20 protein-coding genes and 1 pseudogene are annotated in these 20,514 nt (G+C 69.7%); 7 read left to right on the forward strand and 14 right to left on the reverse strand.

Annotation, left to right across the window (positions count from 1 at the left end; translation table 11 throughout):
- Window positions 1–33: 33 nt before the first annotated feature.
- The 12 genes from dipM to ACSQ2G_RS23405 form a co-directional block, all read right to left on the reverse strand.
- The gene (dipM, locus tag ACSQ2G_RS23350) at window positions 34–1,902 is read right to left on the reverse strand and encodes a cell division endopeptidase DipM (protein WP_436034757.1); all 1,869 of its coding nucleotides are present in this window, start codon (window positions 1,900–1,902) and stop codon (window positions 34–36) included.
- A gap of 123 nt (window positions 1,903–2,025) precedes the next feature.
- Window positions 2,026–2,682, reverse strand: a complete 657-nt coding sequence (locus tag ACSQ2G_RS23355) for a protein-L-isoaspartate(D-aspartate) O-methyltransferase (RefSeq protein WP_436034758.1) — start codon at window positions 2,680–2,682, stop codon at window positions 2,026–2,028.
- The gene (gene surE / locus ACSQ2G_RS23360; RefSeq protein ID WP_436034759.1) at window positions 2,682–3,476 is read right to left on the reverse strand and encodes a 5'/3'-nucleotidase SurE; all 795 of its coding nucleotides are present in this window, start codon (window positions 3,474–3,476) and stop codon (window positions 2,682–2,684) included. Before surE ends, ACSQ2G_RS23355 begins: the two co-directional genes overlap by 1 nt.
- A gap of 121 nt (window positions 3,477–3,597) precedes the next feature.
- The gene (gene serS, locus ACSQ2G_RS23365) at window positions 3,598–5,064 is read right to left on the reverse strand and encodes a serine--tRNA ligase (RefSeq protein WP_436034760.1); all 1,467 of its coding nucleotides are present in this window, start codon (window positions 5,062–5,064) and stop codon (window positions 3,598–3,600) included.
- 169 nt (window positions 5,065–5,233) lie between these two features.
- Window positions 5,234–6,136 carry a twin-arginine translocase subunit TatC gene (gene tatC / locus ACSQ2G_RS23370; RefSeq protein ID WP_436034761.1) on the reverse strand — a complete coding sequence of 301 codons (903 nt, stop codon included), beginning with the start codon at window positions 6,134–6,136 and terminating at the stop codon, window positions 5,234–5,236.
- The gene (tatB, locus tag ACSQ2G_RS23375; RefSeq protein WP_436034762.1) at window positions 6,133–6,696 is read right to left on the reverse strand and encodes a Sec-independent protein translocase protein TatB; all 564 of its coding nucleotides are present in this window, start codon (window positions 6,694–6,696) and stop codon (window positions 6,133–6,135) included. Before tatB ends, tatC begins: the two co-directional genes overlap by 4 nt.
- A 99-nt stretch (window positions 6,697–6,795) precedes the next feature.
- A complete protein-coding gene (gene tatA, locus ACSQ2G_RS23380; RefSeq protein ID WP_436034763.1) occupies window positions 6,796–7,020 on the reverse strand; it encodes a twin-arginine translocase TatA/TatE family subunit in 225 nt (74 codons plus the stop codon).
- A gap of 142 nt (window positions 7,021–7,162) precedes the next feature.
- Window positions 7,163–7,822: an SMC-Scp complex subunit ScpB gene (gene scpB / locus ACSQ2G_RS23385; RefSeq protein WP_436034764.1), complete on the reverse strand. Its 660-nt coding sequence runs from the start codon at window positions 7,820–7,822 to the stop codon at window positions 7,163–7,165.
- Between the two features lie 134 nt (window positions 7,823–7,956).
- Window positions 7,957–8,781: a segregation and condensation protein A gene (locus ACSQ2G_RS23390; RefSeq protein ID WP_436034765.1), complete on the reverse strand. Its 825-nt coding sequence runs from the start codon at window positions 8,779–8,781 to the stop codon at window positions 7,957–7,959.
- Window positions 8,778–9,803: a beta-N-acetylhexosaminidase gene (gene nagZ, locus ACSQ2G_RS23395; RefSeq protein ID WP_436034766.1), complete on the reverse strand. Its 1,026-nt coding sequence runs from the start codon at window positions 9,801–9,803 to the stop codon at window positions 8,778–8,780. Before nagZ ends, ACSQ2G_RS23390 begins: the two co-directional genes overlap by 4 nt.
- Before the next feature lie 13 nt (window positions 9,804–9,816).
- On the reverse strand, window positions 9,817–10,632 hold the full coding sequence (ftsN, locus tag ACSQ2G_RS23400) for a cell division protein FtsN (RefSeq protein ID WP_436034767.1): 816 nt from the start codon (window positions 10,630–10,632) through the stop codon (window positions 9,817–9,819).
- Window positions 10,633–10,763: 131 nt separating this feature from the next.
- A complete protein-coding gene (locus ACSQ2G_RS23405) occupies window positions 10,764–11,948 on the reverse strand; it encodes a deoxyguanosinetriphosphate triphosphohydrolase (RefSeq protein ID WP_436034768.1) in 1,185 nt (394 codons plus the stop codon).
- Between the two features lie 77 nt (window positions 11,949–12,025).
- On the opposite strand from ACSQ2G_RS23405, the gene erpA reads away from it, so the two are divergent.
- The 5 genes and pseudogenes from erpA to ACSQ2G_RS23430 all read left to right on the forward strand — a co-directional run bounded on the left by erpA (window position 12,026) and on the right by ACSQ2G_RS23430 (window position 14,670).
- The gene (gene erpA, locus ACSQ2G_RS23410; protein WP_310079689.1) at window positions 12,026–12,358 is read left to right on the forward strand and encodes an iron-sulfur cluster insertion protein ErpA; all 333 of its coding nucleotides are present in this window, start codon (window positions 12,026–12,028) and stop codon (window positions 12,356–12,358) included.
- 27 nt (window positions 12,359–12,385) lie between these two features.
- A pseudogene (locus ACSQ2G_RS23415) lies at window positions 12,386–12,477 on the forward strand (hypothetical protein); the annotation flags it as partial.
- Between the two features lie 80 nt (window positions 12,478–12,557).
- A complete protein-coding gene (gene xth, locus ACSQ2G_RS23420) occupies window positions 12,558–13,346 on the forward strand; it encodes an exodeoxyribonuclease III (RefSeq protein WP_436034769.1) in 789 nt (262 codons plus the stop codon).
- 56 nt (window positions 13,347–13,402) lie between these two features.
- Window positions 13,403–14,257 carry a hypothetical protein gene (locus ACSQ2G_RS23425; protein WP_436034770.1) on the forward strand — a complete coding sequence of 285 codons (855 nt, stop codon included), beginning with the start codon at window positions 13,403–13,405 and terminating at the stop codon, window positions 14,255–14,257.
- Window positions 14,258–14,334: 77 nt separating this feature from the next.
- A complete protein-coding gene (locus ACSQ2G_RS23430) occupies window positions 14,335–14,670 on the forward strand; it encodes a hypothetical protein (RefSeq protein ID WP_436034771.1) in 336 nt (111 codons plus the stop codon).
- A 22-nt stretch (window positions 14,671–14,692) separates the two neighbouring features.
- On the opposite strand, the gene ilvD is transcribed toward ACSQ2G_RS23430, so the two are convergent.
- Window positions 14,693–16,423 (reverse strand): dihydroxy-acid dehydratase, encoded by a 1,731-nt coding sequence (ilvD, locus tag ACSQ2G_RS23435; RefSeq protein ID WP_436034772.1) that lies wholly within the window; start codon window positions 16,421–16,423, stop codon window positions 14,693–14,695.
- A 277-nt stretch (window positions 16,424–16,700) separates the two neighbouring features.
- Here ilvD and ACSQ2G_RS23440 point away from each other — a divergent pair, with 277 nt between their 5' ends.
- A complete protein-coding gene (locus ACSQ2G_RS23440) occupies window positions 16,701–18,284 on the forward strand; it encodes a GH39 family glycosyl hydrolase (protein WP_436034773.1) in 1,584 nt (527 codons plus the stop codon).
- A 157-nt stretch (window positions 18,285–18,441) separates the two neighbouring features.
- Here the strand turns inward: ACSQ2G_RS23440 and ACSQ2G_RS23445 are convergent, their stop codons facing one another.
- Entirely contained in the window at window positions 18,442–19,305 is an 864-nt protein-coding gene (locus ACSQ2G_RS23445) for a LysR family transcriptional regulator (protein ID WP_436034774.1), read from the reverse strand.
- 88 nt (window positions 19,306–19,393) lie between these two features.
- On the opposite strand from ACSQ2G_RS23445, the gene ACSQ2G_RS23450 reads away from it, so the two are divergent.
- A complete protein-coding gene (locus ACSQ2G_RS23450) occupies window positions 19,394–20,365 on the forward strand; it encodes a quinone oxidoreductase family protein (RefSeq protein WP_436034775.1) in 972 nt (323 codons plus the stop codon).
- The last annotated feature ends 149 nt before the right edge of the window (window positions 20,366–20,514 follow it).

Below are 20,514 nucleotides of genomic sequence, written 5' to 3' on the forward strand. Positions count from 1 at the left end.
CGCCCTCTCCCGCTGGGAGAGGGATCAAGGATTCTACCTCGGCAGCACCAGACCCGGGTCCACCGGCCGCGCCTTGTCCTTCGGGGTCGGGGCGTAGCGGACTTCGAAGTGCAGTTGCGGCTCGGGGACGCCGCCGGTCTGGCCGACCGCGCCCAGGGTGGCGCCTTGGGCGACCTGCTGGCGCATCTTGACCTCGATGGCCGACAGGTGGGCATAGGCCGTCACCCAGCCGTCGGCGTGCTTGACCAGCACCAGGTTGCCGAAGCCGGGCACCTGGTTGCCGGCATAGACCACCTCGCCCGCCGCGGCGGCGCGGACCGGCGTGCCGGCCGGGGCACGGATGTTGACGCCGTCGTTGCGCTGGCCCGTGCCCTTGGCGCCGAAGTCGGAGATCGTCTCGCCCTGCAGCGGCCACACAAAGCGGCCACGGCCGGCGGCGGTGATCTCGGCCTCGGTCGGCGGCGGGCTCGAGCCGATGATCTGGCCGGCCGACGGCGGCGGCGTCACCGGCTGGGCCGAGACCGGACCGCTGGACGGGCGCGGATAGCTCGTGCTGGGCGACGGCGTGTAGGGGCGCGGCGACGAAGGGGTCGGGGTGTAGGGGACCGGCCCAGTGGGGGTCGGGGCGGGCGTCGGGGCCGGCATGACCGGAGACACGCGCGGCGCGGGCGGCAGGGTCGTCACCGTGGTCTTCAGCGGGCCCTTGTCCTTGTAGCCTGCCGGCAGGCGCAGCTTTTGGCCGCGCTTGATGGTCGAGCCGACCCGGATGCCGTTCTCGCTGGCCAGGGCGGCCGGCTTGACGTTGAAGCGCTTGGCGATGTCGGTCAGGGTGTCGAAGCCGCCGGCCACATAGGCCTTGGCGGTGGTTTCCGGCCCCTTCAGCCGCTGGCCGGGGTTGATGCGGTACGGCGGCTTGAGGCCGTTGTCCTTGACCAGGTCGGCGCGGGTGGTGTCGAGCTCGCGGGCGATGGAGTCGATGGCGTCGCCGCGCTTGACGGTATAGCTGCGGCGGGGGCCGGCGACCTCGACGACGGGGCCGGTGACCTTGGTCGTCACGACAGTGGTCGGCTCGGACGCGGTCTCGGTCTCGGCCATGCGCGACGGGGTCGGAGCCGGTGATGGGCGGGCCGCCTCGCGGCTCGGCGAGGCCGCGCCGATCGGCGCTTGGGCCGGCGCCTGGGCCTGCATCACCGTGGTCCTGGTCGGGCCCTTGTCCCGGTAACCGTCCGGCAGGCGCAGCTTCTGGCCCTTGCGGATGGCCGAGCCGGCGCTCAGGTCGTTCGCCTCGGCCAGGGCCGCGGCCGAGACCGAGAAGCGCTTGGCGATGGCGAACATGGTGTCGCCGGTCTGGACGACATAGGCCTTGGCGTCCTTGGTCTCCGGGCCCTGCAGCACCAGGCCGGGATGGATCCGGTACGGCGACTTCAGGTCGTTGTCCTTGGCCAGCTGGGCGCGGGTGGTGCCCAGGGTGCGGGCGATGGCGTCGATGTTGTCGCCCGCCTTGACCTTGTAGCTCTCGGGCGGGCCGGCGATCGTCACCACGGGTCCGCCGACGGTGGTGACCACCACGGGACGCGCGGCCGGCGCTGGGGCCGGACGGGTTTCAGCGACCGGAGGGGGCGGCGGAGGCGGAGGCGGCGGCTGGGTGGTGGTCGCCGGGGCCAGGGGCTGGCTGGAGACCCCGACATTGCCGGCGGGCGCGGAGAAGGTGGGCTGCGGCTCGTCCGGCGGAGTCGAGGGGCCTTCGGGCTGCTGGTTGGCCGGTGGGGCCTGGACGATGGGGAAGTTCGGCGTCGGGGTCTGCGACCGGGTGGGATATTGCGCGCCGCCCGTGCTCTCGCAGGCCGCGAGGGTTCCAGCCGTCAGGGCGATCACCGCCGCGCGCGTCCACAACTGCCTCATAGCCTCTCCTTTGCCTCGCGAGGCTCCAGTCGCCGTCGCAAGGGTAAATCAATCATTAAACATAGCGCCCCGCCCCGAGAACCCCGTGCAGGACTCACGGGAGAAACCCGGCGGCGCGGCCCGCTATTCGCGGGCGACGCCGTCCAGGATCGGGACGAAACGCACGTCGCACAGGACTTCGACGGTGAAGCCCCCCTTTCCGTCGCCGGCGTAGCGGCGAAGGCTCTGCACCGGCCCCTTGCCCACGGGCGCGACGAGCACGCCCTGGGGCTTGAGCTGCGAAAGCAGAGCTTCGGGTTCATCCTGCGCCGCCGCCGTGACCAGAATGCGGTCAAACGGCGCCTGTTTGGGCCAACCCTCCCATCCATCCCCAAATTTCGTGATGACATTGGTCAGGCCCAGCACCGCGAAGCGGGCCTCGGCCTCCTTCATCAGGGTTCGGTAGCGCTCGATGGTGTAGACCAAGCGCGAGACGCGGCTGAGCACGGCGGTCTGGTAGCCCGAGCCGGTGCCGATCTCCAGCACCCGGCAGCGCGGCTCCAGGGTCAGGGCCTGGGTCATCAGGCCGACGATGAACGGCTGGCTGATCGTCTGGCCGCAGGCGATCGGCAGGGCCGAATCCTCCCACGACCGCTCCTTGAACAGGTCGGGCGTGAACAGGTCGCGCGGGGTCTTCTCGATGGCGTTCAGCACGGCCGGGTCGGTGACGCCCTGGGCGCGCAGGGCCTTCATCAGCGCCTGCAACCGGGCCTCGGGCGTGTCGGCCTTGGCCTGGACCATCACGAAGCGGCCTCCAGCTTGGGAGGCGCGCCGCCGAGCAGGCCCTTCAGGGCCGCCACCGTCGGGTTGTGGGTCAGGTCGATGTGCAGCGGCGTGACCGAGATGCGCCCCTCGTAGACGGCTTTCAGATCCGTGCCCTCCGCCGGCGTGGACGGCTTGAGAACAAAGCCCGTCCAGTAATAGTCGCGACCGCGCAGGTCGGTCCGCTTTTCCATGCTCCGCATGTGCGAGTCGCGGAAGCCCTGGCGGGTGACTTCCACCTCGGTGACCTGTTCCGGGGCAAGGGCCGGGAAGTTGACGTTCATGATGACGTCCCTGGGCCAGCCGATCTCCAGCAGGCGGCGGACGATGCCCGGCCCGAAGTGCTCGGCCGTCTCCCAGTGGGCCACCACTTCGTCGTGGAAATAGGTCATGGCCTGGGACAGGGCGATCGACGGGATGCCAAAGGCCATGCCCTCGATGGCGCCGGCCACCGTGCCCGACAGGGTGACGTCCTCGGCCAGGTTCTGGCCGCGGTTGACGCCCGACAGCACCAGATCCGGGGCCGGGCCCTCGATCAGTTGCTGGACGGCCATGGCCACGCAGTCGGTGGGCGTGCCCTCGACGGCGAAGCGGCGCGGCTCGACCCGGCGCACGCGGATCGGGTCCGACAGGGTCAGGGCCCGTCCGGCCCCGGACTGCTCGTACTCCGGCGCGACGATCCAGATGTCGTCCGACAGCGCCCGGGCGATGCGCTCCAGGCTTTGCAGGCCCTCGGCATGGATGCCGTCGTCGTTGGTGAGGAGGATGCGCATCTAACGGGCGAGCCCCCTCCGACCCTTCGGGCCACCTCCCCCAGAGGGGGAGGATCTGCACGGTGCGGCGGCCATTAGATGCTCCCCCTCTGGGGGAGCTGTCGCGGAGCGACTGAGGGGGTCACGCGGCGCCCCCGATATGCGTCACGCCGCCCATGTATGGGACCAGCACATCCGGCACCGTGATCCGCCCGGTCTCGTCCTGGTAGTTCTCCAGCACGGCCACCAGGGTGCGGCCGACGGCCAGGCCCGAGCCGTTCAGGGTGTGGACGTAGTGCGTGCCCTTCTCGCCGGCCTTCTTGAACCGGGCGTCCATGCGCCGGGCCTGGAAGTCGCCGCAGTTGGAGCACGAGCTGATCTCGCGATAGGTGTTCTGCGACGGCAGCCAGACCTCCAGGTCATAGGTCTTGCGGGCCCCGAAGCCCATGTCGCCGGTGCACAGCAGCATGGTGCGGAACGGCAGCTCCAGGGCCTTCAGCACGGCCTCGGCGCACTGGACCATGCGCTCGTGCTCGGCCTCGGACTGGTCGGGGGTGGTGATCGAGACCAGCTCGACCTTGTAGAACTGGTGCTGGCGGATCATGCCGCGGGTGTCGCGGCCGCTGGCCCCGGCTTCCGAGCGGAACGACGGCGTCAGGGCGGTCATCCGCAGCGGCAGTTCGGCCTCGTCGGTGATCTGCTCGCGCACGATGTTGGTCAGGGAGACTTCGGCGGTGGGGATGAGCCAGCGGCGGCGCTCCGGTGCGGTCACCTGACCATGCGTCGCTATGAATTCAATAAGGCGATCAGCTCTAGCTTCGAGCGACCCCTCTCCATCCGACTTCAACGGACCTTTGCCCATGCGAGCAGAGTCGATAATGGACTGACGCAATTCGAGCGCGGCCTCAGGCGTCGATTGAGTTTCCGGTCGAGTTTGAAAAAGGTCCTCTTCAAACTTCGGCAGCTGCCCGGTCCCGAACAGCGCCTCGTCCTTGACCAGCAGCGGCGGGCTGATCTCGGTGTAGCCGTTCTGGACCGTCTGCAGGTCGAGCATGAACTGGCCAAGCGCCCGTTCCAGCCGGGCGATCTGGCCCTTCAGCACCACGAACCGCGCGCCGCTCATGCGGGCGGCGGCCTCGAAGTCCATGCCGCCCAGGGCCGCGCCCAGGTCGACATGGTCCTTGGGATTGTTCAGGCGGCCGGCGGGGAGCTTGGACGCGTCGCCCCAGCGGCGGACCTCGACATTGCCCGCCTCGTCCTCGCCCTTGGGCACTTCGGGCGCGGGGATGTTGGGCAGGCTGGCCAGCAGGTCCTTCAGCTGTCCGCCGACCTCGGCCTCGGTCTGGGCGGCCGAGGCCATCACGCCCTTCAGATGCTCGACCTCGGCCATCAGGCGCGCGGCTTCCGCCTCGTCTTTCTTGGCCTTGGCCATGCCGATCAGCTTGGAGCTCTCGTTGCGCCTGGCCTGGGCCTCCTGCAAGGCGGTCAGGGCCGCGCGCAGGGTCGCGTCCAGCCTGACCGCCTCGGCGGCCGCGCCCGAGCGGCCCTTGGCCGACCAGGCGGCTTCGAAGGCTTGCTGATTGTCGCGGATGGCCTTGATGTCGTGCATCGGAACGCTCGAAAGAGAAGTCGTTAAGAAGCGACCTCTCTAAGGCGCGTCGGCGGGGGCGCCAAGCGCGGTGTCCGGTCGCTGAGCGTCATCCATTTCCAAATAACGCCCGTCATTCCCGCCACAAGGGCGGGAATGACGTTGGAAAATAGCTATCGAAAGGCGGCCGCTAGACCGCCACCACGTCCTTGCCCGCTTCGCGCTCGTCCTTGGCCTTGCGGCGCTCGATCAGCCACACGCACCAGATCGAGATCTCGTAGAGCAGGCACATCGGGATCGCCAGGGTCATCTGGCTGATCGGGTCGGGCGGGGTCAGGATGGCGGCGGCGATGAACACCCCGACGATGGCGTAGCGACGGCCCTCGCGCAGCATCTTGGAGCTGATGATCCCGGCCATGCCGAGCAGCGAGACCACGACCGGCAGCTGGAAGCACAGGCCGAACGCCAGCAGCAGCGAGGTCACCAGGGTCAGATAGTCGCTGACCTTGGGCAGAAGCTCGACCGAGATGCCTTGACCGAAGATCTGCTGGTTCAGCGAGAACCAGACGATGAACGGCAGCATGATGTAATAGACCAGCGCCGCGCCCATCACGAACAGCACCGGCGAGGCGACCAGGAACGGCAGGAAGGCGTTGCGCTCGTTCTTGTACAGGCCCGGCGCGACGAACCGGTAGAGCTGCCACGCCAGGACGGGGAAGGTCACGACCACCGCGCCGAACGCCGATAGCTTCAGCTTGGTGAAAAACTGCTCCAGCAGGGCCGTGAAAACGAACTTCTGGTGACCGGCCGCGGCCAAGGGAACCTCCTTGAGGCCGACCAGGGTCATGATCAGGTCGAACGGGCCGTGATGCCCGCCAGCCTTGCTGGCGGCGACCATGTTGGCGGCCACCTCGTAGGGGTGGATCAGGAACAGGAACAGCTGCTGCGAGAAAGCGAAGCAGATCCCGAAGCCGACGAACAGCGCGACCACGCAGATGATCAGCCGCCGGCGCAGCTCGATCAGGTGGTCCATCAGCGGCGCGCGCGAGGCTTCGATCTCGTCTTCCGGATCGTGTCCGATGGCGTTGGTCACGAGGCGCTATCCGAATTGGTCGAGGTCTTGGCGGCGCGCTTACGGGGCGGCTTGGCCGGGACCGACAGGTCGGCCTTGGACGCCTTGGCGGCCTTGGGCTTGGAGACGATCTCGGCTTGCTCGGCCGCCGCCTTCTTGGCCGGAGCCTTGCGCTTGGGCTTGGAGACGATCTCGACGCTGGGGGCGGGCGCTTCCAGCAGGGTCGCGGGCTGGTAGGCGTCGTGCGGCGAGACCTTGACGGCGCCGCTGTTGAGGCTGGCGTCGATGTCGGCGAACACCTGGTCGACGTGGCTGGCGTCGCCGGCCTGGGCCGCGGCGTCGCGCATCGGGGCGGTGTACTGCCCCTCGCGCATGGCCTGGACTTCCTTGCGCAGCTCATCGAGCTCCGATTGGCGGGCCATTTCGTCGAAGCTGGCGCGGAACTCGTTGGCCATGCCGCGGATCTTGGCGACGAACTGGCCGAGCTTGCGCAGCAGCACGGGCAGGTCCTTGGGACCCACCACGATCAGGGCGACCGCGGCGATGACCAGGAGTTCCGTTCCGCCGATATCAGGGAGCATGGACGCGCCTTAGAGCGAGCGGCCTTGAAAGGCCCGCGCGCGAAGTGAACGATGGTCGCGGCCGCCCTCCCCTCGTGGAAGCGCGGCGCGACAAATCCCCTACGACTTGCGCAGGTCTTCCTTCTCGGCCTCGGTGCGCGGCAGGGCGCCCGTGGACTTGTTGGCCGCGACGTCGTCGGACGGATCGTCCTTCAGGCCGTCCTTGAAGGCTTTGATGCCCTTGGCCGCGTCGCCCATGATGCCGGACAGCTTGCCGCGCCCGCCAAACAGCAGGGCGACGACCGCGATCACGATCACCCAGTGAATCCAGCTCATACCACCCATGACGACGATGCTCCTTGCGACAGCGGCCCATTAGCCGCTGTGGCGTGTCGTTACAATATCTCTGACAATATAGGCCGACGCGAGGCGGGGGGCAAAGCGGCGCCGCACGATAAGCGGGCGCCTGCGACGATGTGTAAAGCCCCTAGCCCCGCTCCAGGTCTCCCAGGAAATCCTGAGCGAATTCCGGCGCCTCGTCGCCGTCGTCCAGCGGGTCCTCGTCCTCGCCGGCCCGCAGGCCCATCGGATCGGGCACGGTAAAGCCCGGCGGCAGGTCCAGGGCCAGCAGGCCGGCCGCGCGCATCTCGGCGATTCCCGGCAGATCGCCCAGGGTCGCCAGGCCGTAGTGCTCGAGGAAGGCGTCGGTGGTGCCGAAGGTCACCGGGCGGCCGGGCGTGCGGCGACGGCCGCGCATCTTGACCAGCCCCAGCTCCAGCAGCACGTCCAGCGTGCCCCGGCTGGCCTGGACCCCACGCACGGCCTCGATCTCGGCCCGGGTGACGGGCTGGTGGTAGGCTATGATCGCCAGGGTCTCCTGGGCGGCCTTGGACAGCCGCCGCGGCTCCTCGCGCTCCTCGGTCATCAGGAAGGCCAGGTCCGTCGCGGTCTGGAACCGCCAGCGGCCGGCCACCTGCACGAGCTCGATGCCCCGGCCGACATAGCGCGCGTGCAGGTCGGCCAGGCCCGCGCCGATGTCCGCCCCCTCGGGCAGACGCTTGGCCAGGTCCTCGACGCTCAGCGGCTCGGCCGCCGCGAACAGCAGGGCCTCGATGCAGCGGGTGGTGAAGAGCGGGTCGAGGGTCATGGCCTAGTCCCTCCCCCCGTGGGGGAGGTGATCGCGCAGCGATCGGTGGGGGGAGTTGGCCGAAGTGGGACGGTTCCCCCCACCGGCCCATTCGGGCCGCCTCCCCCACAGGGGGAGGGATTGAATCGTGCGGCTCATACGATCGGCTCCAGCGGCTCGGCCCGCGTGCGCAGGTAGATGTCCGAGAACGCTTCCATCTGCCGCGCCTCGAGGATCCCCTCCTTCACCAGTTCCAGGCTGGCCGACAGGGTCGAGGCCAGATAGCTGGCGGGGCTGGGGCCGTCGGGGTCGTCCTCCCAGCGCTCGACCGGGGCGACGCCCGACAGGGTGGTCCAGTCCTTCATCTCCGGCAGCAGGTCGCGAAGGCGGTCGCGGGCGTCCTCCAGCGGATAGGCCTGGGGCGGGCGCGGGGCGTAGTGGCGACCATGCTCGCGCTTGCGCTGGGTGATGTAGGCGGTCATCAGGGCGTAGAGGTCGCCCTCGAAGCGGGTCGAGGAAACGATCTTCACCGCCTCCGGATCGCCGCGCATGAACACGTCGCGCTTGAGGATCGGTTGCTCCTTCAGGGCCTCGACGGCCTTGCGCATCACGTCCAGCTTGGCCAGGCGGAAGGCCAGCTGGGCGGCCATCTCCTCGGCCGGCGGCTCCTCGGCCTTGGGCCGCTCGGGCTTGGGCAGCAGCAGGCGCGACTTCAGATAGGCCAGCCAGGCGGCCATCACCAGATAGTCGGCGGCCAGCGAGAACCGCACGCGGCGGGCCTGCTGCACGAAGGCCAGGTACTGCTCGGCCAGCTTGGTGATCGACAGCTGCAGCAGGTCGACCTTCTGGCTGCGCGCCAGGGCCAGCAGCACGTGCAGCGGGCCTTCGTAGCCGTCGATGTCGATGACCAGCGCCGCGCCGTCCTCGGCCGCCTCGTTGGCGGCCTCGAAGTCGAGGGTGGGCTGGAATCCCGTGCTCACGCAAAGCGCCCGTTGAAGGCCGCGTCGAAGCGGGCGCGGGCCTCGGCCACGTCCAGCGGCTCGGGAACCTTGACCAGCCGGCCCATGACCGCCTGGACCCGCCGACGGGCCTCGCGCGACAGCTTGCCGACGCCGGACATCACCGCCTTCATCTCGGCCATGTCGCCGTTGCAGTGCAGGACCACGTCGCAGCCGGCGGCCAAGCTGTCCTTGGCGCGCTGCTTGAAGTCGCCCGACAGCGCCTTCATCGACAGATCGTCGCTCATCAAAAGTCCGTCGAAGCCGATGGATTCCCGGATGATCTTCCTGATCGCCTTCTTCGACGTCGTGGCCGGACGGGACCGATCGATCGCCGTGTAGACGACGTGGGCGGTCATCGCCATGGGCATGTCGGACAGCACCCGGAACGGCGCGAAGTCGCGGGCGTCCAGCTCGGCCAGCTTGGCCTTCACCACCGGCAGCTCCAGATGGCTGTCGCTCATGGCGCGGCCGTGGCCGGGGATGTGCTTGATGATCGGCAGCACGCCGCCGGCCAGCAGGCCCTCCGCCGCCGCCCGGCCCAGGGTCGCCACCTGCTGCGGCGTGTCGCCATAGGCGCGGTCGCCGATGATCTCGTGTCCCTTGGGATCGGGCACGTCGAGCACCGGCACGCAGTCGACATTGATGCCCAGCGACAGCAGGTCATGGGCGATCAGGCGCGCCCCCAGGCGGGTGATCTCGCGGGCGACCAGGGGGTCGTTGGCCACCAGCTCGCCATAGGCGCGGCCGGGCGGATAGGTCTTCCAGTGGGGGGCGCCCAAGCGGGCGACGCGGCCGCCCTCCTGGTCGATCAGGATCGGGGCGTCGGCGCGTCCGACCGTCGCCCGCAACGCCGCCGTCAGAGCCCGGACCTGGTTGGGGTCGGCGATATTGCGCTTGAACAGGATGAAGCCCCAAGGCTTCACGTCCCGGAAGAACGCGACCTCTTCCGCCGTCAGGGTGGTCCCGGCGCAGCCGAGGATGGCGGCGGAGATGCTGGCCATGCGCCCTGCTCCCTTACTTCACGAAGCAGGATTTGCCGGCGGCGCTGAGGGCGTCGCAGAACGCCTTGGCCTCGGCGCGCGAGGCGAAGCCGGTGACGGCGGTGCGGTAGAGGGTCGTGCCGTTCTTGTCGATCGCCTCGACCCGCTTGCCCTTGCCCGCGGCAAGGCCGGGCGCGATACGGGCGGCGTCGGACCAGGCCTTGTCGGCCAGGGCGGTCGAGGACAGGGCGCCGATCTGCACGCTGGCCGGGCCGCCGGCCGAGGCGGCGGGGACCGGCGCGGCGGCGGGCTTGGTCGCGGCCGGAGCGGTGGCGCGCGGCGAGACCGCGGCGGTGGCCAGGCCTTCGATGGTCTGGGCCGGCTTGGCGGCGGGCTTGGTGGCCGGGGCGGCCGAGACCGGCGCGGCGGGACCGGCCGGCGCCGGCTTGGCCGGCTGCAGGGTCGCGGTCTGGACCGGGGCGCTGGGCGGCGGCGGGGTCGGACGGGCCAGCGGCGCCTCCGGCTGGGCGGCGAAGGTCGGCGAGGCCTCGGGCGCCTCGCTCTTGTAGATCTGCAGGCCCGAGGCCGGATCGGCCGGCTGGGCGGTCCCGGCCGGCGGCGCGGCCTTCATCTGGGCGACGGGCTCGCCGACGGTGCGCGGCGGCTCATTGGGGCCGCGCACGCCGCCGCGATAGATCAACAGCACCGCGACGACCAAGGTCGCCAGCACCACAGCGCTGATGATCAGGGTCATGGGCAGGGGCCGCGAGCCGCGAACAGGCTGACGCGCGTCGAACGAGAGCGGCGCATCGGTGGGCGGCGTATAGGCGCCGCGGTGGGGATCGGACATTCGCGTCGAGGCTCCAGACTTCATGCGCGCGGGATCGCTCACAGCGAATCGGACGCGCGCCAACATAGTTTATCGGAGCCCGGGCCCGCCCAGAACTACCCGTGAACATCGCCGCCCCGCTTTCGCGCGGGCTAGTTCCAGACGTCCAGCTGGAACAGCTTGCGATGTTCCTCGATGGCGAACCGGTCGGTCATGCCCGCGATGTAGTCGCAGACGACGCGAGCGCGGCCAGCCTCGTCGCGGTTCTGCGACCGGGCGAACCATTCCGACGGCAGGACGTCGGGCTCGGCCAAGAAGAGATTGAACATCTCGGCGAGAATACGGCGCGCCTGGCTGCGCGTCCGGTTGACGCGCCAGTGGCGGTACATCCGGGCGTGCAGGAACTGGCGCAGCCGCGCCAGGTCCTCGGCCATGTCCGGCGAGAAGGCGACCAGGGCGTGGTCCAGGGCGCGGACGTCCTGGGCCGACTGCACGCCGGTGGCGGCGGCCCGCTGCAGGGTCTCGCCCATCACGTCGTCGACCATCGCCCCGATCATCCGCCGCACGGCTTCCAGCCGGGTCAGGCGCGGGTCCAGATCCGGGCGCTCGCTGCGCACGGCGACCAGGATCGGGCCGATCAGCGGCACGTCCATCAGCTCGTCCAGGGTGAACAGCCCCGCCTCGACCCCGTCGTCGATGTCGTGGTTGTTGTAGGCGATGTCGTCGGCCAGGGCCGCGACCTGGGCCTCGGCCGAGGCCCAGGTGTTCAGGCCCAGCTTGTACTCGCTGTCGTACTTGGAGATCGCCTTCCACGACGGCTTGCCCAGCTTCTCGGTCACCGGGCCGTTGTGCTTGATGATCCCTTCCAGGGTCTCCCAGGTCAGGTTCAGGCCGCTGAAGTCCGGATAGCGGCGCTCAAGCTCGGTGACGACGCGGAAGGTCTGAACATTGTGGTCGAAGCCGCCGAACGCCTTCATGCACGACTGCAGCTCGTCCTCGCCGGCGTGGCCGAACGGCGGGTGGCCGATATCGTGGCCCAGGGCGATGGTCTCGGCCAGGTCGCTGTCCAGGCCCAGCGCGGTCGCCAGCGAACGCGCCACTTGCGCCACCTCCAGCGAATGGGTCAGACGGGTGCGGAAGTTGTCGCCCTCGTGGGCGACGAACACCTGGGTCTTTTCCTTCAGTCGGCGAAAGGCCGAGGTGTGGATGATGCGGTCGCGGTCGCGGGCGAACGGCGTGCGCGTGCGGCTCTCGTCTTCCGGGAAGCGGCGGCCCAGGGACCTGGCCGGATCCTCGGCATAGGGGGCGCGCTGGACGAAGAAAGGAGACGACGACATGGAAGGCCTTTGCTGATCGCCCCTTTCCCTGGGGCGCGCACGCCCTCATATAGGCGAAGTATGGATTTTCCACAGCCATGACCGACACCGCCGTAACGCTTTCTCCCAACGCCGCCCGCCGGCTGCAGACGATCTCGGAGGCCGAGGGCCATCCGGTGATGCTGCGCGTCGCCGTCGATGGCGGCGGCTGCTCGGGCTTCCAGTACCGGTTCGACCTGGTCGACAGCGCCCAGCCCGACGACCTGAAGGTCGAGCGCGACGGGGCCGCGGCCCTGGTCGACGTGATCTCCCTGGCCCTGCTCAAGGGTTCGGAGATCGATTTCGTCGACGAACTGGCCGGCGCGGAGTTCCGCGTGCGCAACCCCAACGCCAAGTCCAGCTGCGGCTGCGGCGTCAGCTTCTCGATCTGAGGCGGCCTTGCGTCCTTCGAGGCTCGGCTGCGCCTCGCACCTCAGGATGAGGGATTCAGAGCTCCAAAGCTCCTCATCCTGAGGCGCCCGCGCAGCGGGCCTCGAAGGACGCAGGGCGCCCGACCTCACCAAATCCAAAGCCGCGACTTGAGCCCGTTCCCCGTGCGCCCTAGCCTCCCGCCGCCGACTGGAGCCCTCGATGCGCATCGCCACCTGGAACGTCAATTCCGTCAACGCCCGCCTGGAACGAGTCCTGGAATGGTTCGAATCGGCCGCGCCCGACGTGGCCGTGCTGCAGGAGATCAAGTGCCTGGACGAGAAGTTCCCGACCGAGGCCTTCGAGCGCCTGGGCTACAACATCGCCGTCCATGGCCAGAAGACCTACAACGGCGTGGCGCTGCTCTCGAAATTCCCGCTGGAGGACGTGAGCAAGGGCCTGCCCCTGCTGCAGGACGACGAGGTCGATGAGCAGGCGCGCTACATCGAGGCGGTGATCGCCGCCCCGACTCCGGTGCGGATGGTCGGCATCTACCTGCCCAACGGCAACCCGATCGGGACCGAGAAGTTCGCCTACAAGTTGGCCTGGATGAAGCGCCTGCACGCCCATGCCCAGGGCCTGCTGGCCCTGGAGGAGCCGCTGGTCATCGCCGGCGACTACAACGTCATTCCCGAAGCCGAGGACGTGGCCAATCCCGAGGCCTGGCTGGGCGACGCCCTGTTCCAGCCCGAGAGCCGGGCCGCGTTCCGGGCCCTGAGGAACCTGGGCTTCACCGACGCCTACATGCAGGCCGACGGCGCGCCGGGCGGCTACACCTTCTGGGATTACCAGGCCGGCGCCTGGCCGCGGAACCTGGGCATCCGCATCGACCACCTGCTGCTGTCGCCCCAGGCGGCCGACCGGCTGGCCGGCGTGGCGATCCACCGCGACGAGCGCGACAAGGAAAAGCCCTCGGACCACGTGCCGGTGGTGGCCGAGCTCAATCTCTGACGTCTCCGGGAAAACCCCGGCTGTTCGAAAACACGGACTCCCGCTAGCCTGATCCCATGAGCGAACTCTGGCGTCTCTTGCTGCTCGTGACCTTGTCGGCCTCCGCGGTGACCTTCGTGGGCAGCGCCGCCATCTGGTTCATGGACGAGGAGCGCCGGATCCGCCGCGCCCTGCGCCATGTGCTGAAGGGGCCGCCGGAGACCGTGATCGTCGCCAAGGGGCGCGGCCGGGGCGCGGGCTTCAACTTCACCACCAACCAGGCCGCCGTGGCCTGGGACAGCGGCGCCTGGTGCCTGATCTACCGCATCGACGAGCTGATGGGCGCGGAGCTGTCGGTCGACGGCCAGGTGATCGGCCGGGTGTTCCGTGGCGAGCAGCGCCGGGCCATCGACCAGATCGTCCAGCAGGCCGCCCAGGTGACCCTGAAGCTGATCTTCGACGACCCGCGCCATCCCGACTTCGAACTGGACCTGTGGTTGGAGGGCGACCAGCAGCACCGGGAGAGCCGCTCGCCCGCCAACGCCATCCAGGAGGCCAACCGCTGGCTGCTGCGCGCCGACGCCATCGTCCGCCGGCCATTGGCTCCCAAGGCCAGGACCGCGCCATCGTCCGAGCCGGCCATCCAGACCCGTCCGCCGGTCGCCGAGCCGGAGGTCGCTCGCGCCCCGAAGCCCTACACCCCGGCCCTGGAGGCGGTCAGCGCCGCGCCGCAGGCTCGTCCCGCCGCCACCGCCCCGCTGTTCGACGAGATCGACACCACCGCCGATCCGCTGGAAGCGCCCTGGGAGGCGGACGAGGACCTCGACGACGATCCGCCGCTGACCCTGGAAAAGGCCTACAAGCCGGTCTCCAAGGCGTCGCGCCCGCCCAGGGACGACCAGGACGAGCTGCCGTTCGACCTGGACGACTGATCCCGTTGACTCCTCGCGTGTTTGACCGCCCAAATGCGTTGCCCGCCTGCCTCGCGGGTCTTGCGGAGTCCCGATCGATGCGCCTGGTTCTCGCCGCCGCCCTCGCCGTCTGCTGCGCCGCGCCGGCCCTGGCCGCGCCCCGGCCGCTGGCCCTCGCGCCGGCCGACACCGATCGCGACGGCGTGGTCAGCTCCGAGGAGGCCGCGGCCTGGCTGGACCGCGACCGCGGCGTCATCGTCCCGGTCAGGCTGGGCGCCTCGGCCCGCGCGGCGGCGGCGGTGGAGCAGCGCCGCACGATGTTCGACCAGGGCCTGCTGCGCCCCAACGACTTCCGCGCCCCGGCCCCTGAGGACCGCCCACCGGAAGACCTGTTCTACAAGGACTTCAAGAAGATCAAGAAGGTCAAGAAATAGGCCGCGCGGCGCTCGCCGCCGTTCAGATATCCGCGTAGACGTGGGTCTCTTCCGCCGCGCCCGGATGGGTGACGGCGCCGAGATAGGCCGGTCCCACCAGCTGGGCGAACTTCCAGATCGCGCCGCTGTTGTAGTCGTGCCGGCGCGGTTCCCAGTGCCGGCGGCGGTTCTCCAGCTCGATCGGGTCGACCTCGAGGTCGATCGTGCCCTTGGTGGCGTCGATGCTGATGATGTCGCCATCCTTGACCAGGGCGATCGGCCCGCCCACCGCGGCTTCCGGACCCACGTGGCCGATGCACAGGCCGCGCGTGGCGCCCGAGAAGCGGCCGTCGGTGATCAGGGCGATGTTCTCCACGCCCTGGCCGTAGATGGCGGCGGTGGTCGACAGCATCTCGCGCATGCCCGGCCCGCCCTTGGGGCCTTCGTAGCGGATGACCAGGACGTCGCCTTCCTTGTAGTCGCGGTTCGACACCGCCTCGAAGCAGGCCGCCTCGCCGTCGAACACCCGGGCCGGGCCGCGGTGCACCTGGTGCTTGAGGCCGGCCACCTTGACGATGCCGCCGTCGGGGGCCAGCGAGCCCCACAGGCCGACCACGCCGCCGGTCGGCGACAGCGGGTTGGAGACCGGGCGGATCACGTCCTGGTCGTCGCGCCAGACCACGTCGGCCAGGTTCTCGGCCAGGGTCTTGCCGGTCACGGTCATGCAGTCGCCGTGCAGCAGGCCGGCGTCCAGCAGGGTGCGCAGCAGCATCGGCACGCCGCCGGCCTCGCCCATGTCCTTGGCCACATAGCGGCCGCCGGGCTTGAGATCGGCGATATAGGGCGTGCGGGCGGCGATCTCGGCCACGTCCTTCAGCGTGAATTCGATGCCGCACTCGTGGGCCATGGCCGGCAGGTGCAGGGCGCCGTTGGTCGAGCCGCCGGTCGCCGCGACGACGACGGCGGCGTTCTCGAACGCCTTGCGGGTGCAAATGTCGCGCGGGCGGATGTTCTGCTCGATCAGCCGCATCACCGCCTCGCCCGAGGCGACGGCGTACTGGTCGCGGTCCAGATACGGGGCCGGCAGGGCCGAGGACAGCGGCAGGGCCAGGCCGATGGCTTCCGACACGCAGGCCATGGTGTTGGCGGTGAACTGGCCGCCGCAGGCGCCGTCCGACGGACAGGCGTGCTGCTCCAGCTCGCACAGGGTCTTGGCGTCCATGGTCCCGGCCGCGTGAGCGCCGACGCCCTCGAACACGTCCATCACGGTGATGTCGCGGCCCTGGAAGCGGCCCGGCAGGATCGAACCGCCATACAGGAACACCGACGGCACGTTCAGGCGCAGCATGGCCATCATCATGCCCGGCAGGCTCTTGTCGCAGCCGGCGACGCCGACGAGGGCGTCATAGCCGTGGCCGCGCATGGTCAGCTCGACCGAGTCAGCGATCACGTCGCGGCTGACCAGCGAGCTGCGCATGCCCTCGTGGCCCATGGCGATGCCGTCGGTCACGGTGATGGTGCAGAACTCGCGCGGGGTGCCGCCGGCCGCCTTGACGCCTTGCGAGGCCGCGTGGGCCTGGCGCATCAGGGCGGTGTTGCAAGGCGCGGCTTCGTTCCAGCACGAGGCCACGCCCACGAACGGCTGGGCGATCTCGCGCGTGCCAAGGCCCATGGCGTAGTAATACGAGCGGTGCGGCGCGCGGGCCGGCCCTTCGGTTACATGCCGGCTGGGGAGTTGCGACTTGTCCCAGGTGCCGTCGGGTTTCTTGGTCATGATGTACGCCTTCCAAATAGTGCGCCGTGGTTAGCTCAGCTGGCGGCGCGACGGAAGGGTTCGACGCCGAGTTTTTGCCGGAAACGGGCCGCTCGACGCGCGTTTCATTGCGAACCGTTCGCGAAGACACGGTCATCGCGCACGAACAGACCCCACCCGACGCCCGCGCCGGCGACGGAAGGCGGGCTGTACGACGCCGCACGAATAATGGTACCGGTCCCAAGAAGCACCGCTCCGACAACGAGAGCGGGCCATCTTGCAGGAAGGACCCGCCGCCATGAACGCCAACCTCACCAGGACCTTGCTCCGAGCCACGATCCTGGCCTCGGCCGTGGCGGCGCTGCTGGCGGGATCCGCCTTCGCCCAGGACAAGCCGGCCGTCCGCCACATCGCGATCGACGCGAAAGCCCCGACGACGCCCCGCGACCGCTTCTACGACCTGTCGGTGGGTTCGGACTATCCGGGCACCCTGCTGCGCGACGACAGCCTGACCCAGATGAAGACCGCCCGCGACGAGCTCGGGTTCCGCTATGTCCGCTTCCACGCCATCTTCCACGACGTGCTGGGGACCTATCGCGTCGTCGACGGCAAGCCGGTCTATGACTGGACCAAGATCGACCAGCTGTACGACCGCCTGCTGAAGATGGGCGTCAAGCCGTTCGTCGAGCTGGGCTTCACCCCCGACGCGATGAAGACCTCGGAACAGACGATCTTCTACTGGAAGGGCAACACCTCCCACCCCGACCCGAAGCAGTGGGCGGCCCTGGTCGATGCTTTCGTGCGACACTGCCAGCAGCGCTACGGCGAGGCCGAGGTGCGGTCCTGGTATTTCGAGGTCTGGAACGAACCCAACCTGGACGGTTTCTGGGAAAAGGCCGACCAGAAGGCCTATTTCGAGCTCTATGACAACACCGCCCGGACCATCAAGGCCATCGACCCGGCCCTGAAGGTCGGCGGCCCATCGACCGCCGGCGCGGCCTGGACGCCCGAATTCCTGAGCCACGTCCAGGCTTCGGGCGCGGGGGTCGATTTCGTCACCACCCACACCTACGGCGTCGATGGCGGCTTCCTGGACGAGAAGGGCCAGCAGGACACCAAGCTGTCGCCCTCGCCGGACGCCATCGTCGGCGACGTGCGCCGGGTGCGCCGCGAAATCGAGGCCTCGTTCAAGCCCGGCCTGCCGCTGTACTTCACCGAATGGAGCACCAGCTACACGCCGCGCGACCCGGTGCACGACTCCTATGTCAGCGCGCCCTATATCCTCAGCAAGCTGAGGGCCAGCGAGGGCCTGCTGCAGGGCATGAGCTACTGGACCTACAGCGACCTGTTCGAGGAACCCGGCCCGCCGTCCGCGCCGTTCGAGGGCGGCTTTGGCCTGATGAACCCGCAAGGGATCCGCAAGCCGGCCTGGTTCGCCTACAAGTATCTGAACCAGTTGGGCGACAAGGCGGTGAAGGTCGCAGACGCCGAGACCTGGGCCACGGCGGACAACGGCGGCGTCCAGGCCCTGGTCTGGGCCTTCCGTCAGCCGGTCCAGGCGGTCAGCAACCGCCCCTACTACACCAAGGTCCAGCCGACCCGCGACATCGAGCCCGTCAGCCTGGACCTGAAGGGCCTCAAGCCCGGCCGCTACGACGTCCAGATCTTCCGCACCGGCTTCAAGGCCAACGACGCCTACACGGCCTATCTGGAGATGGGTTCGCCCAAGACGCTGAGCGAGCAGCAGGTGCGCGACCTGAACGCCCTGACGACGGACAAGCCCGAGACCCGGGCCCTGACCGTCGGCAAGACGGGCGCGGCCAGCGTCTCGGTGACCATGCGGGCCAACGACGTGGTGCTGGTCAAGGTGGCGCCGAAATAGGGGCTCGGCATTCAAGACCGTGCGTGGTCCTCGTCCTTCGACAAGCTCAGGATGAGGACCATTTACAGGCCCCGATTATAGGCCCCGACGGCAGAAAACCTCATCCTGAGCCTGTCGAAGGACGAGGTTTCGCCCCAGGGCTGACCTAGAAACCGCGCTAGACGCCCAGCAGGCGGTCGCGCTGCTGGTGGATCACGGCCGCCAGGTGGTCGCCGACCGCGCGCACCGCCGCCAGCCGGCGCAGGTCCTCGTGCACGGCCAGCCACAGGCCGCGGTTGGGCGGCGCGGCGCCTGACCAGCGTCGCAGCCCCGGGTCCGGGTCGGCCATGAAGCAGGGCAGCAGCACCACGCCCAGGCCGGCCCGCGCCGCCGGCTGCAGGATGGCCATGTCGTTGCTGCGGAAGCTGACCGGCCGCCCTGTCGCGAAGGCGCGTAGCCAGGCCTGCTGCGGCAGGCGGTCCATCTCGGCGTCGTAGCTGACCAGCGCCCAGTCGTCGTCCGGCCCGTGCGGGTAATCGACGGCGGCGTAGAGCGCGTAGGCCATCTCGCCCACCTTGCGCGCGACGCTGGTCGGCTCGTCCGGGGCCTGCAGGCGCAGGGTCAGGTCGGCCTCGCGCCGGGTCAGCGACACCAGGGACGCCTCGCCGCGCAGGGTGACGGTGATCGACGGCTGCTCCCGGCGCAGGGCGGCCAGGCCGCCGGCCAGCATGAACATCGCCAGGGCCGGCGGGGCGCTGACCACCACCTCGACCCTCGGCGGCTGGCGCTCGGCCTGGACCAGGCGCTCGACCGCCAGGACCCGGTCCTCCATGTCAAAGGCCAGGGCCGCGACCCGTTCGCCGGCCTCGGTCAAGGCCGTGCCGCGACCGCGGCGCTCCAGCAGGCGCAGGCCGGTGCGCGCTTCCAGGGCGGCGACGCGCCGGCCGACCGTGGCGTGATCGACACCCAGGGCGCGGGCCGCGCCGGAGAGCGACCCCAGCCGTCCGACGGCGGCGAGATGACGAAGATCTTCCCAATCCATCCGTGTGTTTTCGCACATGATGATTGCGAGATCATGGAATTTCCCGGAGATCATCGCCGGCGCACTCTGGAACTCCAAGGAGAGCCCCATGATCCGCAGCATCGAACTTCTCGCCCCCGGCGGCGTTGACCAACTCCAACTGGCCCGCCGCCCGCTCGCGCCGCCCGCCGCCGGCGAGGTGCGGGTCCGCCAGCACGCGGCCGGCGTCAATTTCCTCGATATCTATTACCGGACCGGCCTCTACCCCCTGCCCCTGCCGGGCGTGCTCGGCGTCGAGGGCGCGGGCGTGGTGGAAGCGGTCGGCGCCGGCGTCGAGGACATCTCGGTCGGCGACCGCATCGCCTATGCCGGCGCGCCGCTGGGCGGCTACGCCGAAGCCCGCAACCTGCCGGCCGCGCGCGCCGTCAAGCTGCCCGCCGACATCGACACGCGCCTGGCGGCCGGCGCCATGCTGCGCGGCCTGACGGTCCAGATGCTGCTGCGCGGCCCGCGTCCGCCGGCCCCGGGCTCGACCCTGCTGGTGCACGCCGCCGCGGGAGGCCTTGGACAGGTGCTGACCCGCTGGGCCACGCGGCTGGGCTTCACCGTGATCGGCACGGCCAGTTCCGAGGCCAAGGCCCAGGTGGCGCGCGAGGCCGGGGCGACGCAGGTGATCGTCGGCCGCGACGCCGACTTCGTCGCCCAAACCCTGGACCTGACCGGCGGACGGGGCGTCGACGTCGCCTATGACGGCCTGGGCGGCGCGTATCTGCGCAGGACCTTCGACGCCGTCGCGCCGTTCGGCCTGGTGGTCAATGTCGGCCAGGCGGCCGGCGCCGTCCCGCCCGTGCTGGTCACCGACCTCGGCAAGCGCGGCCTGGCCCTGTGGCGGCCCAGCGTCATGGCCTATGTCGCGGACGTTCCCCGCTACCGGGCCGCGGCGGCCGACCTGCTGGGCGCGCTCGGCCGCGGCGACCTGACGGTCGAGATCGGCGGGACCTACGCGCTGGAGGACGCCGGAAAGGCCCAGGCCGACCTGGAGGCGGGCCGGACGACGGGGAGTTTGTTGCTGGTTCCGTAGCTTCTCAAAAAATTATCGTCCCGGAAGCCTCGCACGCATTCTTGCTCCCGACCTTACAAAGCCATTCTCACTGGGCACTTCAAATTTCCCCCGAGCTGAGCAATGATTCATTGTGCCGAATTTTGGCCTTTACGGCCACGACCAAACGT

The sequence above is a fragment of the Caulobacter sp. LjRoot300 genome, from assembly GCF_964253875.1.
Classification (GTDB): domain Bacteria; phylum Pseudomonadota; class Alphaproteobacteria; order Caulobacterales; family Caulobacteraceae; genus Caulobacter.

Bases quoted from the DNA above. Each gene is read 5' to 3' on its own strand.
- ACSQ2G_RS23430 (WP_436034771.1), top strand. From the start codon at position 14,335: ATGCGCCTGGTTCTCGCCGCCGCCCTCGCCGTCTGCTGCGCCGCGCCG.
- ACSQ2G_RS23445 (WP_436034774.1), bottom strand. From the start codon at position 19,305: ATGGATTGGGAAGATCTTCGTCATCTCGCCGCCGTCGGACGGCTGGGG.
- tatA (WP_436034763.1), bottom strand. From the start codon at position 7,020: ATGGGTGGTATGAGCTGGATTCACTGGGTGATCGTGATCGCGGTCGTC.
- ACSQ2G_RS23425 (WP_436034770.1), top strand. From the start codon at position 13,403: ATGAGCGAACTCTGGCGTCTCTTGCTGCTCGTGACCTTGTCGGCCTCC.
- scpB (WP_436034764.1), bottom strand. From the start codon at position 7,822: ATGACCCTCGACCCGCTCTTCACCACCCGCTGCATCGAGGCCCTGCTG.
- ACSQ2G_RS23355 (WP_436034758.1), bottom strand. From the start codon at position 2,682: ATGGTCCAGGCCAAGGCCGACACGCCCGAGGCCCGGTTGCAGGCGCTG.
- ACSQ2G_RS23440 (WP_436034773.1), top strand. From the start codon at position 16,701: ATGAACGCCAACCTCACCAGGACCTTGCTCCGAGCCACGATCCTGGCC.
- serS (WP_436034760.1), bottom strand. From the start codon at position 5,064: ATGCACGACATCAAGGCCATCCGCGACAATCAGCAAGCCTTCGAAGCC.
- surE (WP_436034759.1), bottom strand. From the start codon at position 3,476: ATGCGCATCCTCCTCACCAACGACGACGGCATCCATGCCGAGGGCCTG.
- ACSQ2G_RS23405 (WP_436034768.1), bottom strand. From the start codon at position 11,948: ATGTCGTCGTCTCCTTTCTTCGTCCAGCGCGCCCCCTATGCCGAGGAT.
- erpA (WP_310079689.1), top strand. From the start codon at position 12,026: ATGACCGACACCGCCGTAACGCTTTCTCCCAACGCCGCCCGCCGGCTG.
- ACSQ2G_RS23450 (WP_436034775.1), top strand. From the start codon at position 19,394: ATGATCCGCAGCATCGAACTTCTCGCCCCCGGCGGCGTTGACCAACTC.
- nagZ (WP_436034766.1), bottom strand. From the start codon at position 9,803: ATGGCCAGCATCTCCGCCGCCATCCTCGGCTGCGCCGGGACCACCCTG.
- ilvD (WP_436034772.1), bottom strand. From the start codon at position 16,423: ATGACCAAGAAACCCGACGGCACCTGGGACAAGTCGCAACTCCCCAGC.
- ftsN (WP_436034767.1), bottom strand. From the start codon at position 10,632: ATGTCCGATCCCCACCGCGGCGCCTATACGCCGCCCACCGATGCGCCG.
- xth (WP_436034769.1), top strand. From the start codon at position 12,558: ATGCGCATCGCCACCTGGAACGTCAATTCCGTCAACGCCCGCCTGGAA.
- tatB (WP_436034762.1), bottom strand. From the start codon at position 6,696: ATGCTCCCTGATATCGGCGGAACGGAACTCCTGGTCATCGCCGCGGTC.
- dipM (WP_436034757.1), bottom strand. From the start codon at position 1,902: ATGAGGCAGTTGTGGACGCGCGCGGCGGTGATCGCCCTGACGGCTGGA.